At 40.4% G+C, this 11,734-nt stretch carries 12 protein-coding genes and 1 pseudogene; all 13 read left to right on the plus strand.

Annotation, left to right across the window (positions count from 1 at the left end; genetic code table 11):
• Positions 1-234: 234 nt before the first annotated feature.
• Positions 235-465, plus strand: coding sequence for a DUF1797 family protein (locus G574_RS0108390; protein WP_000443582.1), 231 nt, complete (start codon positions 235-237; stop codon positions 463-465).
• A gap of 153 nt (positions 466-618) precedes the next feature.
• The gene (locus tag G574_RS0108395; RefSeq protein ID WP_029691821.1) at positions 619-1,305 is read left to right on the plus strand and encodes an amino acid ABC transporter permease; all 687 of its coding nucleotides are present in this window, start codon (positions 619-621) and stop codon (positions 1,303-1,305) included.
• On the plus strand, positions 1,305-2,039 hold the full coding sequence (locus G574_RS0108400) for an amino acid ABC transporter ATP-binding protein (RefSeq protein WP_029691822.1): 735 nt from the start codon (positions 1,305-1,307) through the stop codon (positions 2,037-2,039). The genes G574_RS0108395 and G574_RS0108400 overlap by 1 nt, the downstream gene beginning before the upstream one ends.
• 212 nt (positions 2,040-2,251) lie before the next feature.
• Positions 2,252-3,106: a bifunctional methylenetetrahydrofolate dehydrogenase/methenyltetrahydrofolate cyclohydrolase gene (locus G574_RS0108405; RefSeq protein WP_029691823.1), complete on the plus strand. Its 855-nt coding sequence runs from the start codon at positions 2,252-2,254 to the stop codon at positions 3,104-3,106.
• A 65-nt stretch (positions 3,107-3,171) separates the two neighbouring features.
• Entirely contained in the window at positions 3,172-3,657 is a 486-nt protein-coding gene (locus G574_RS0108410) for a DUF1836 domain-containing protein (RefSeq protein ID WP_029691824.1), read from the plus strand.
• Complete coding sequence (gene trhA, locus G574_RS0108415; RefSeq protein ID WP_029691825.1) at positions 3,641-4,291, plus strand: PAQR family membrane homeostasis protein TrhA; 651 nt, start codon at positions 3,641-3,643, stop codon at positions 4,289-4,291. Before G574_RS0108410 ends, trhA begins: the two co-directional genes overlap by 17 nt.
• Before the next feature lie 447 nt (positions 4,292-4,738).
• A pseudogene (locus tag G574_RS10945) lies at positions 4,739-5,697 on the plus strand (aldo/keto reductase).
• A gap of 593 nt (positions 5,698-6,290) precedes the next feature.
• The gene (gene xseA / locus G574_RS0108425) at positions 6,291-7,619 is read left to right on the plus strand and encodes an exodeoxyribonuclease VII large subunit (RefSeq protein ID WP_023649393.1); all 1,329 of its coding nucleotides are present in this window, start codon (positions 6,291-6,293) and stop codon (positions 7,617-7,619) included.
• Positions 7,609-7,827 (plus strand): exodeoxyribonuclease VII small subunit, encoded by a 219-nt coding sequence (locus tag G574_RS0108430; protein WP_017769703.1) that lies wholly within the window; start codon positions 7,609-7,611, stop codon positions 7,825-7,827. Before xseA ends, G574_RS0108430 begins: the two co-directional genes overlap by 11 nt.
• The gene (locus G574_RS0108435) at positions 7,827-8,723 is read left to right on the plus strand and encodes a polyprenyl synthetase family protein (protein ID WP_029691826.1); all 897 of its coding nucleotides are present in this window, start codon (positions 7,827-7,829) and stop codon (positions 8,721-8,723) included. Before G574_RS0108430 ends, G574_RS0108435 begins: the two co-directional genes overlap by 1 nt.
• Positions 8,689-9,525 carry a TlyA family RNA methyltransferase gene (locus tag G574_RS0108440; RefSeq protein ID WP_029691827.1) on the plus strand — a complete coding sequence of 279 codons (837 nt, stop codon included), beginning with the start codon at positions 8,689-8,691 and terminating at the stop codon, positions 9,523-9,525. Before G574_RS0108435 ends, G574_RS0108440 begins: the two co-directional genes overlap by 35 nt.
• Positions 9,503-9,970: an arginine repressor gene (locus tag G574_RS0108445; protein WP_029691828.1), complete on the plus strand. Its 468-nt coding sequence runs from the start codon at positions 9,503-9,505 to the stop codon at positions 9,968-9,970. The genes G574_RS0108440 and G574_RS0108445 overlap by 23 nt, the downstream gene beginning before the upstream one ends.
• A 9-nt stretch (positions 9,971-9,979) precedes the next feature.
• Complete coding sequence (recN, locus tag G574_RS0108450) at positions 9,980-11,638, plus strand: DNA repair protein RecN (RefSeq protein ID WP_029691829.1); 1,659 nt, start codon at positions 9,980-9,982, stop codon at positions 11,636-11,638.
• Positions 11,639-11,734 lie beyond the last annotated feature (96 nt).

The following is an 11,734-nucleotide window of genomic DNA, read 5'->3' on the forward strand; positions in this document are numbered from 1 at the left end:
CTATAACTAATAAGGTCAGTTATAGTCAAACTTTATCTGTCTATTATTATAGCACTAACGTCAATCATTGCAAGTAAAAAGATTATATTTTAGCACTTTCGTACATAGAGTGCTAAAATCGGTGATATGGAGAGCAGAAATAGGGAATAAAACGTAAAATTAGTGGATTTCGTGTTACTTTAGGTGGTTTTTATGGTAAAATATGGGAAAGTAATAGAAATAGAGGAGCATGATATGGAATCACATTTAGTGAGAATCATCAACCGTTTAGAACTTATGGCGACTGATGGTGGTAATTTAAAACGTAATTTTGAACGCGAAGGAGTCGTTGTCGCTGAGGTTTCTTTCAGTAACGATCCTGAAAATGGTCCCGTGTTTACCTTGCGTGATGTTGAAGCAAGAGAGTCTTACTCTTTTGACAGCATCGATTTAATCGCTATGGAGATTTATGACTTGCTTTATTAAGCGAGGGTACTTAATGGATTGAGGGAGAACCTCAGTCCTTTTTTAGCACTTTTGGTATATTTTTTACAATAAATGTATAAAAATACCGTTTTAATTGTATTTTTTACCCGATTATGCTATAATACCTCTAATAATTAATTATTAGGAGTACTTATGGATTTTTCATTCCTTCCCAAGTATTGGGCTTATTTTAACTATGGCGTGCTTGTCACGATTATGATTTCATTCTGTGTCGTGTTTTTCGGGACCATTATTGGGATTTTGGTAGCTTTGGCTAAGCGAAATTCGTTTAAACCTTTGAGTTGGCTAGCCAGTTTTTATGTTTGGATTTTCCGAGGCACTCCGATGGTTGTTCAGATCATGATTGCGTTTGCATGGATGCATTTTACGAATGCGCCAACAATTGGTTTTGGTGTTCTTGATATGGACTTCACACGTCTCTTGCCAGGGATTATCATCATCTCTTTAAATAGTGGGGCTTATATTTCAGAGTCTGTTCGTGCAGGTATTGAATCTGTTCCTAAAGGTCAGTTAGAAGCTGCTTATTCTCTAGGAATTAAGCCACGTAACGCGATGCGCTATGTTATCTTACCTCAAGCGATAAAAAATATTTTGCCTGCTTTAGGTAATGAGTTTATTACGATTATCAAAGATAGTTCACTTTTGCAAACGATTGGTGTCATGGAATTGTGGAACGGTGCGCAGTCTGTCGTGACGGCAACCTATATTCCGGTAGAGCCTTTATTATTTGCCGCTTTCTATTATTTGATGATCACAACAGCGATGTCTAGCTTGTTAAAATTACTTGAAAAGCGCATGGAAAATGGAGGGACATTATAATGTCTGAAACACTGATTACTATCGATAATCTTCATAAATACTTTGGTAAAAATGAAGTTTTAAAAGGAATCGATCTTGACATCAAACAAGGAGAAGTTGTTGTTATTATTGGTCCATCAGGTTCAGGAAAATCAACATTTTTGAGAACCATGAACCTACTGGAAGTGCCTACAAAGGGAACGATCACCTTTGAAGGTGTGGATATCACTGATAAAAAAAATGATATTTTTAAAATGCGTGAGAAAATGGGGATGGTTTTTCAGCAATTTAACCTTTTCCCTAATATGACAGTTCTCGATAACATTACCTTATCTCCTATAAAAACTAAGGGACTCTCCAAAGCTGAAGCAGAAGCAAAGGCACATGACCTACTTGAGAAAGTGGGGTTAGGAGAAAAGGCAAATGCTTACCCATCTAGCTTGTCGGGTGGACAACAGCAACGTATTGCCATTGCTAGAGGTTTAGCCATGGATCCGGATGTGTTGTTATTTGATGAACCAACCTCAGCTCTTGACCCAGAGATGGTAGGTGAAGTGTTGGCTGTTATGCAAGATCTCGCTAAATCAGGCATGACTATGGTCATTGTAACGCATGAAATGGGATTTGCCCGTGAAGTGGCAGATCGTGTTATTTTCATGGATGGTGGTTATATTGTTGAAGATGGTACACCTGAACAAATCTTTGAAAACACACAAGAAGAGCGAACTAAGAATTTCTTAAGCAAGGTTTTGTAAACCGCTAGAGGATATCGAGGAGTTAAACTAGCATTCGGTTATTTTTAGGAAGATATCTAAAATAAGTCACTTATTCTATAAAAACCGAACGAAATCATGGTGGTTTTTATAATAAAACGGATTTCAAGATAAAAGTTGAGGTTTTGGAGCTTTTTGTTCCAGCCTCTTTTTTGCTTTATGTTATAATGTTAAAAAATGATAGAGGTGATGAAATGGCAATACGTATAGACGGAAAAGCACTAGCGCAAAAGCTGCAGTCTGAATTAGCTGATAAGATTAGCCTTTTAAAAGCAGAAAAGGGAGTCGTTCCTGGTTTGGTTGTTATCTTAGTTGGTGATGATCCTGCCAGTCATATTTACGTCAGAAATAAGGAGCGTGCTGCTGAAAAAGCTGGTTTCTATAGTGAAACAGTCCGTTTGTCAGCCGATATCAGCCAGGAAGAGCTGTTAGCCATTGTGGACAAATACAATCATGATGACCGTTTCCATGGTATTTTAGTCCAGTTGCCTCTCCCGGCGCATATTGATGAAGACAGTGTGGTTTTGGCTATCGATCCTGATAAGGACGTGGATGGTTTTCATCATGTGAATACTGGAAGACTTTGGTCTGGCCAGCCGATGATGGTACCTTGTACACCAGCGGGTATTATGAAGATGTTTGAGGTCTATGGCATTTCTTTAGAAGGAAAGAATGCTGTAGTTGTTGGACGTTCAAATATCGTAGGAAAACCCATGGCTGCACTGTTATTAGAAGCTAATGCAACTGTGACTTCCACTCACTCAAAGACACGTCATCTTTCAGAGATTACCCACAAAGCGGATATTTTAGTTGTAGCGATTGGTAAAGCCAATTTTATCACGGCGGATTATGTTAAAAATGGTGCAGTTGTAATCGATGTTGGTATGAATCGTGATGCTGATGGTAAACTAGTCGGGGATGTTGATTTTGCATCAGTAGAGCCCAAAGCCTCTTACATTACCCCAGTACCTGGTGGGGTAGGCCCAATGACAATTACGATGTTATTAGAACAGACCTATGAGGCAGCTCGTAGAAGTTTAGATCATTAGGTTAGAATCTCGTCACTGACGAGGTTTTTTCTTGTATATTTTTAGTGAAGTGTTATAATCTAGTTATGGAAACTAGATTATATGATTTTGAAGAAATAAAATTAAATCCATTACCCGATTGGGGACAATTGCCTGAATTGGACTTGTATTTAGATCAGGTATTGTATTATGTCAATAAAGTTAGCCAGACGCCTTTGAACCGCGATCGAAAAGGTGTAACAGCTGCGATGGTTAATAATTATGTCAAAAATGGTCATCTTGATAAACCCATCAAGAAAAAGTATCAGCGTCATCACCTGGCGCGTTTGATTGCAATTGCTTTTTTGAAAAATGTGTTTAGCTTGCAAGAAGTTGGGGAGACACTGTCCGTTTTAAGAAAAGACTATTCCTCTGAAGAGCTTTATCACTTTTTTGTAGTTGGTATGAGCGAAGAAACAAGTACGATTCCCGAAGTGATTCATTACTCATGTTTAGCGATCAAGACATACTATAAAGCACGTTTGTTGACTTTAGAAATGGGAGGGGCTGTCAATAATGAATCAAACCTTTAAATTGAGTAATCCGCTATCTTTTGGGGAGGAAGTTGCTAATACGGTGACGCATGGCATCGGTGCTTTGGGGATGTTGGCGCTTCTGCCGGTTACGGCAGTTTATGCTTTTCAACGTTACGATGTGACAGCGGTTGTGGGAATGTCTATTTTTGTCATTAGTTTGTTTTTGATGTTTTTATCATCTACTGTATACCACTCAATGGCTTATGGTACGCCGCAAAAATACATTTTGCGTATCATTGATCATAGTATGATTTACATCGCTATTGCAGGCTCTTATACTCCAGTAGCCTTATCTCTTGTAGGAGGATGGTTAGGGATAGTCATCATTATTTTGCAGTGGGGTGTAACCGTATTTGGCATTTTATACAAAATCTTTGCAAGAAACATCAATGAACGCTTTAGTCTTATCCTGTATTTATTGATGGGCTGGTTGGTTGTTTTTATTCTTCCGGCGATTATCAAGGAAACGACAGTCGTTTTCGGGCTGTTGATGCTGGCAGGTGGTTTGGCTTATACGATAGGTGCTTTCTTTTATGCTAAAAAGAAACCTTATTTTCACATGATTTGGCATCTCTTTATTCTCTTGGCATCTACTCTACAATACCTTGCTATTGTTTATTATATGATTTGAACTGTTGGAGATGATTTTAATTGGTAGGGAGTAGCAGTACGTATGGTAAATATAGTCAAATGAATTAACTTTCAGACAAGGAACTGAGACGCGGACAGTACTTGAGTACGGCAAGTCGAAAGTAACGATGTATCAAAGTTAATTCAAAAGACTATACTTTAACGCGTTCATAACATTCTAGAGCCCGGAGCCCATCCTGTCTCTTTTTTAGTCCTCAAATCGGCACCTTAGGCAGTTGCTGATAGTCAAAGCGATTCTCTTTTTTGGATGGGGTGTGCCTTTTTTATCTTGGTGTGAGACAAGTCTTGGTTATCAAGGATAAGAGAGGGCACATTTATGAAAGAGGACCAGGCTAACTTTAAAAGACGATGAAAGCGCTTGATAACAACTGGGTTCGTAGGGGATAATGGTAATGTTATCTAGAATTCAGTCCAGGAGGTTATCATCATGGAGTATCTTAAGTTAGGTCAAACAGGTCTGGAGGTTTCGAAGTTATGTGTGGGGTGCATGAGTTTTGGAGATGTTAGTAAAGGCTTTCATTCGGGGTGGCTCTTGGATGAAGTAGCTAGTCAGAAAATCATTAAAAAAGCACTCGATGTGGGGATTAATTTTTTTGATACTGCTAATAGCTATGCGGAAGGTACTAGTGAAGAATACTTAGGGCGTGCTCTAAAGGCGTTTGCAAATCGTGACGAGGTTGTTATTGCTACTAAGATTTTCTTTGGTGATGGGCACTCTGATAGTCCAAACACAAAGGGCTTATCGCGCAAGGCGATCTTTAATCATGTAGATGCCAGTTTGAAACGTCTGGGGACAGACTATATTGACATTCTGTATATTCATCGTTGGGATTATGATACCCCCATTGAAGAGACTATGGCAGTATTAAATGATTTGGTGCGTCTGCTATGTATGCCTGGCAGTTTCAAAAAGCACAGTATGTGGCTGAAAAAAATGGCTGGACAAGATTTTCAGTTATGCAAAATCACTACAATATGCTTTACCGCGAAGATGAGCGAGAAATGATCCCATTTTGTCAAGATATGGGAGTTGCTCTAGTGCCTTACAGTTCTTTAGCGGCTGGGCGAATTGTCCGCGATTGGACTGCTGATACCGCTCGGAGTAAGACGGATCAAATTGCACATGCCAAATACGATGCCACTGAGGAGCAAGATCGTGCAATTGTAGCACGGGTAGCAGAATTGGCTGAACAAAAAGGTGTTTCTAGAGCACAAATTGCCTTGGCTTGGTTGTGGCAAAAGGGCATTCACTCGCCGATTGTTGAGGTAACCAAGGAGAAATACTTGGATGATTTCATGGGAGCCTTTGATGTTATTTTAAGTGCCGATGAGATAGCTTATCTAGATGACTTGTACCAACCACATAACATTGTTGGGGCCTTGTAAGCTTGCCATAACACTGGAAACGAATGCGATGCCTGAAAGGATGATTTGCTAACACGTCCTAATGTTTTGAAGTTACTCTGAAATGGCTTGCTGAGTAATTTGGAGTTGGCGATCAATTAAGCAGCCTTCGCAGCAGCTGCAGTATCATTTTTATCAGAGTCTAAAGCGCCGAGTAAGGAGGTGCACTCTATTAGTTTCCTCCTTGACTGATTAGCCAACTTTTGAGAATTTTCAATCACTTTTTTAAAAGACTTTTCTTAATCGTATCCTAAGGGGCAGGGTTTTAATACCAGCTCCTTTTTGATTTCAACAAGCGATTGTTGGGGCATTTTGTCTCTAATTGAACATCCTAATTTTATTCTTTGTTCAAGGGTGTTTTAGAAGTGTTTGTAGTATTAAGTGGGTAAAATGTCTGAGTCACCTCATAAAGAATTATACTTTGATGGAGTGTTTCCCTTCTCTATGAGTAGACGTATGTTTGTTATGGCCTCTGTTGTCTTTGTGGGCTGAATTTAGAAGATACTTTCTGACCTATCATTTAAAAAATGGTATAATGTATAAAGAATTTTGCATAAAAACAAGAAAGGAATCAGATGGCGGATTATCTTACCGTTAGTCATTTAACGAAGTATCTTAAATTAAAGTTTGACCGAGATCCTTATTTGGAACGCGTCTATCTGACAGGCCAAGTTTCGAACTTCCGTCGTCGCCCTAATCATCAGTATTTTTCCCTAAAGGATGAAGGTGCTGTTATTCACGCGACTATGTGGGCAGGTTCCTTTAAAAAATTGGGATTTGATTTGGAAGAAGGCTTGAAAATCAATGTTATTGGCCGGGTGCAGCTGTATGAGCCTAGTGGCACTTATTCCATTATCATTGAAAAAGCGGAACCAGATGGGATTGGCGCCTTGGCTTTACAGTTTGAGCAACTTAAGAAAAAGCTGAGCGCAGCCGGTTATTTTGCAGAGCAGCATAAGCAGACTCTGCCTCAATTTCCGAAAAAAATTGGTGTGGTAACGAGTGTCAGTGGCGCCGTTATTCGCGATATTATAACAACAGTGTCCAGGCGCTTTCCAGGTGTCGAAATCTTAGTATTTCCAACTAAGGTTCAAGGCGAAGGGGCTGCTAAAGATATTGTTCAAAATATTAGACTAGCCAACCAAAGAGCTGACTTAGACTTACTTATTGTCGGTCGAGGAGGGGGTTCTATCGAGGATCTCTGGGCTTTTAATGAGGAGAGTGTTGTAGAGGCTATCTTTGAATCGCGTCTACCGATTATTTCCAGTGTGGGGCATGAAACTGACACAACCCTGGCTGATTTTGTAGCGGACAAGCGTGCTGCAACACCGACAGCAGCTGCGGAGTTAGCCACTCCTGTTAGTAAGGCGGACTTACTCGTTTGGATTGGCGAACGTCAACAGAGGACTTATCAAGCTAGCTTGCAACGTTTAAGGTGGTATGGTCAGCGTTTAGAAAAACTGGAGCAATCCGTCATTTTTAGGCAGCCAGAACGGCTTTATGATGGTTTTTTGCAAAAACTGGATCATTTGACCAGTCGTTTGAACCAAGAAGTGGCTAAGCAGGTCGGAGAAGCGCGTCAAAGAGAGCGACTCCTGTCGCAACGTTTATTGACTCTGGGACTTTCTCAAAAGGTTGAGGGCAATAAAGACAAGTTAACCAGTTTGCAGCGACTATTAATGTCCAGCATGACAAGTCTTTATGACAGCAAGGTTAGCCGCTTGGAAAAAGCCCAGGAGGCCCTGATGTCGCTGGATACTAAGAGGATTGTCGCGCGTGGTTATGCTATTGTGGAAAAAGAGGGGAGACCAGTTACCAGCGTTAGTGATGTGCAAGATGGTGACACTCTTAACATTGCGATGAAAGATGGTCACATAGAAGTAGAGGTAAAAAATGCCAAATAAGCAAAAAACATTTGAGGAAAATTTAAATGATTTAGAGACAATTGTTGCCCAATTAGAGGGTGGTGATGTGCCGTTGGAAAAAGCTATTGAGCAGTTTCAAAAAGGCATGACATTGTCTAAAGAATTACAAAAAACCTTACAGGATGCGGAAAAAACCTTGGTGAAGGTGATGCAGCCTGATGGTAGTGAAGTGGAAATGGATATCTAATGGATAAATTTAGCTTAATTAGCCAGGCCATAGAGCGTTATTACGAAAGTCAAGGAAGGGTTTCTGATGAGCTTGTTAAAGCGATTCTCTATTCGATTGAAGGTGGTGGAAAGCGGATTCGTCCGATCTTATTGCTGACGCTTTTGGAGGGGTTTGGCCTTTCCATGACGCAATGCCATTTAGATGTCGCTGCGGCTCTTGAAATGATTCATACTGGAAGCTTGATTCACGATGATTTGCCGGCGATGGATGATGATGACTACCGTCGTGGGCGTTTAACGAGTCACAAAAAGTTCGATGAAGCAACAGCCATTTTAGCAGCGGACTCCCTTTTTTTAGATGCGCCTTCACTGATTGTTGAAACGGCTTTGCCATCTGATGTTAAAATACAACTCATTCAACTCTTATCACGTTTTTCAGGTACTTTTGGTATGGTTGGTGGTCAGATGTTAGACATGAAAGGTGAGGGGAAGTCCCTGAACTTGGAACAAATCCAAGCTATTCATGCTAATAAAACAGGGGCTTTATTGACCTTCCCTTTTCTCGCGGCGGGTTACATCGCCCAACAGCCTGATGGTGTGCTTGATCAGTTAAAACAGGTGGGGCAGTTGGTCGGATTGGCTTTTCAAATCCGCGATGATATTTTAGATGTGACAGCGGATTTTGACGCTTTAGGAAAGACACCTGGTAAAGATGTATCTGCCCAAAAATCTACTTATCCAGCATTGATAGGTCTTGAGCAGTCTCATGAGTTATTGGAAAATTCATTAGACCAAGCGATTGCTATCTTGAGAGGGTTGGAGATGGAAACGGTCTTCCAGTCACAGGAAATGATAAAAATGATAGAAAGGTTACGACTTCATGCCCAAGGAAAGAGTGGATGTGCTAGCTTATAAACAGGGGCTTTTTGACACCCGTGAGCAAGCCAAACGTGGCGTTATGGCCGGTTTAGTCGTCAATGTCATCAATGGGGAGCGTTATGATAAGCCAGGTGAGAAGATTGACCAGGCAACGGAGTTGAAATTAAAAGGTGAAAAGCTCAAATATGTGAGCCGCGGTGGCCTAAAACTTGAAAAAGCTTTAACCACCTTTGAGATCAATGCTGACAACAAACTGGCTATTGACATCGGTGCTTCAACAGGAGGCTTTACAGATGTTCTGTTACAAAATGGTGCACGTTTGGTTTACGCAGTAGATGTCGGCACCAATCAGCTAGTCTGGAAGTTACGTCAAGATGATCGTGTACGCTCTATGGAGCAATATAATTTTCGCTATGCGGATCCGAAAGATTTTCTAGAAGGTAGCCCAGAATTAGCTAGTATTGATGTGAGTTTTATATCCTTGAACCTTATTTTACCGGCTCTTTCTGCTATTTTAGTGGATCATGGAGATGTGGTTGCCTTGGTAAAGCCACAGTTTGAGGCTGGACGTGACCAGATTGGTAAAAATGGTATTGTCAAAGACAAGAGCATTCACGAGAAAGTTTTGAGAGAAGTCACATCTTTTGCACTGAATTACGGATTTACAGTTAAGGGACTCACTTTTTCACCAATTCAAGGTGGCCACGGGAATATTGAATTTTTAGCACATTTAGTGAAGTCGGATGTTCCTGAAAATTTAGTGTCACATCTTATTGAGGAAGTAGTGCGACAATCACACGAGGAATTTAAAAAACATGAGGAAAACGGAACGGCTTGATTTAATTCGAAAAATTGTTAGTGAGCAAGATATCGAGACGCAACAGGAACTTGTTGCGATTTTAAAAGATAACGGGGTTGTGGTTACGCAGGCGACTATTTCGCGTGATATTGATACTATCGGTATCATCAAGGTAAAAAACAACCGTGGCGGCTATGTATACGGTTTGTCATCAGAGGCAGCAAAACGCTACATGAGTCCTCTTCAGAGAGCTTCAGAAGACATTCTTTCTTTGTCAAGAGGAAATCATTTTAATGAGCACTTGTTGCATTTTTCTGTAGTGCCTGGATCGACAAAATACTTAAAACGCTTAATTTTAGAAGAGTTCTCTTCGGGTATTTTTAGTTTAATTGTTGATGACGACAGTTTGCTATTGGTAGCGCAGTCGCCAGATGATGCCAGTGCCCTATACGAGACTTTTGACCATTGGATTAAAAAGAAATAGAGGATTGTCATGTTATTAGAAATTTCCATAAAAAACTTTGCGATCATTGAGGAGATTTCATTAACCTTTGATAATGGTATGACCGTTTTGACGGGTGAGACGGGAGCCGGTAAATCCATTATCATTGATGCTATGAATATGATGTTGGGAGCGCGTGCTTCTACAGAAGTCATCCGTCGAGGTGAAACCAAAGCTGAAATCGAAGGGCTCTTTTCTGTTGAAAAATCCCCGCATTTAGTGGCTATTTTAGAGGAAAATGGGATTGATCTAGAAGATGATTTGATTATCAGACGAGACATTTTCCAAAATGGGCGAAGTGTGAGCCGTGTTAATGGTCAAATGGTTAATTTGACAACCTTGAAAGCTATAGGGCAGCATTTGGTTGATATCCATGGGCAGCATGATCAAGAAGAGTTGATGAAACCCAGTCTTCACATTCGCATGTTAGATGAATTTGGCAATGCTGATTTTCGTGCTATTAAACAGTATTATCAGGCGGTGTTTGAGAACTATCGGCTTTTACGTAAGCGTGTGTTGGAACAGCAACAAAATAAGCGCGAACACAAGGCGCGAATTGATATGTTGGCTTTTCAGATAGCTGAAATTGAATCGGCGCATTTGAAGTCGGGTGAAGATGAGAAATTGACTCAAGAACGTGATAAGTTAATGAATCACAAGCAGATTGCGGACACTCTGGCCAACGCTTATGCCATGCTAGATAATGATAACTTCTCAAGTTTGTCTAATATTCGGTCTGCGATGAATGATATGGTGACTCTAGAAGAGTTTGACCCTGAATTTAAGGAGTTATCTAGTCATCTCAGTGAGAGCTATTATATTTTAGAAGACGTTAGTAAGCGCCTAGAAGATATCATTTATCATTTAGATTTTGATGCAGGTTATTTGCAAGCAGTTGAATCGCGTTTAGATACGCTCAATGCCATCACTCGAAAATATGGGGGCAGTGTTGATGATGTCCTAGATTATTTTGATAATATTACAAAAGAATATAATTTGCTGACTGGTAATGATAGCAATTCTGAGAGTTTGGAATCAGATTTGCGCTTGCTTGAAAAAGACTTGCTCAGTTCGGCAGCACGACTGTCACAAGCGCGTCGTGATATTGCATCAGAGCTAGAAAAGGACATTAAGGCTGAGTTGCAGGATCTCTATATGGAAAAAGCGGATTTTAAAGTGCATTTTTCAAAGGGGAAATTTGGCAAAGAGGGTAATGAGGTGGTTGAATTCTACATTTCCACAAATCCTGGAGAAGATTTCAAACCACTTGTAAAAGTTGCTTCAGGTGGAGAATTATCACGTTTAATGCTCGCTATCAAGTCAGCTTTTTCGCGTAAGGAGGATAAGACCAGTATTGTCTTTGACGAAGTAGATACCGGAGTTTCTGGTCGTGTTGCCCAAGCGATTGCTCAAAAGATCCATAAGATTGGTAGCAATGGGCAGGTTCTGGCTATCTCACACTTACCACAGGTAATTGCAGCAGCAGACTATCAGTTTTTCATTTCGAAACAAAGCGATGAACATTCGACAGTCTCAACCGTGCGTTTGTTGACAGATGAAGAGCGTGTGCAGGAAGTTGCGAAGATGATTGCAGGAAGTGATGTTACTCAGACAGCTATTGAGCAAGCCAAGGAGCTCTTGAAAAAATAGGCGTTTTTATGATGACCGTTTCGTGCAAGCGTCACCAGAAAACGATTCCTAAAATGCCTGCTTTTTGGTATAATAAATAAAAATTAAGATTAGAAT

The organism is Streptococcus hyovaginalis DSM 12219 (assembly GCF_000420785.1).
In the GTDB taxonomy this organism is placed as follows: domain Bacteria; phylum Bacillota; class Bacilli; order Lactobacillales; family Streptococcaceae; genus Streptococcus; species Streptococcus hyovaginalis.

What these genes read in the sequence shown, in the direction of transcription:
- G574_RS0108390 (WP_000443582.1), top strand. Translation starts at nt 235, where the DNA reads ATGGAATCACATTTAGTGAGAATCATCAACCGTTTAGAACTTATGGCG.
- G574_RS0108395 (WP_029691821.1), top strand. Translation starts at nt 619, where the DNA reads ATGGATTTTTCATTCCTTCCCAAGTATTGGGCTTATTTTAACTATGGC.
- G574_RS0108400 (WP_029691822.1), top strand. Translation starts at nt 1,305, where the DNA reads ATGTCTGAAACACTGATTACTATCGATAATCTTCATAAATACTTTGGT.
- G574_RS0108405 (WP_029691823.1), top strand. Translation starts at nt 2,252, where the DNA reads ATGGCAATACGTATAGACGGAAAAGCACTAGCGCAAAAGCTGCAGTCT.
- G574_RS0108410 (WP_029691824.1), top strand. Translation starts at nt 3,172, where the DNA reads ATGGAAACTAGATTATATGATTTTGAAGAAATAAAATTAAATCCATTA.
- trhA (WP_029691825.1), top strand. Translation starts at nt 3,641, where the DNA reads ATGAATCAAACCTTTAAATTGAGTAATCCGCTATCTTTTGGGGAGGAA.
- xseA (WP_023649393.1), top strand. Translation starts at nt 6,291, where the DNA reads ATGGCGGATTATCTTACCGTTAGTCATTTAACGAAGTATCTTAAATTA.
- G574_RS0108430 (WP_017769703.1), top strand. Translation starts at nt 7,609, where the DNA reads ATGCCAAATAAGCAAAAAACATTTGAGGAAAATTTAAATGATTTAGAG.
- G574_RS0108435 (WP_029691826.1), top strand. Translation starts at nt 7,827, where the DNA reads ATGGATAAATTTAGCTTAATTAGCCAGGCCATAGAGCGTTATTACGAA.
- G574_RS0108440 (WP_029691827.1), top strand. Translation starts at nt 8,689, where the DNA reads ATGCCCAAGGAAAGAGTGGATGTGCTAGCTTATAAACAGGGGCTTTTT.
- G574_RS0108445 (WP_029691828.1), top strand. Translation starts at nt 9,503, where the DNA reads ATGAGGAAAACGGAACGGCTTGATTTAATTCGAAAAATTGTTAGTGAG.
- recN (WP_029691829.1), top strand. Translation starts at nt 9,980, where the DNA reads ATGTTATTAGAAATTTCCATAAAAAACTTTGCGATCATTGAGGAGATT.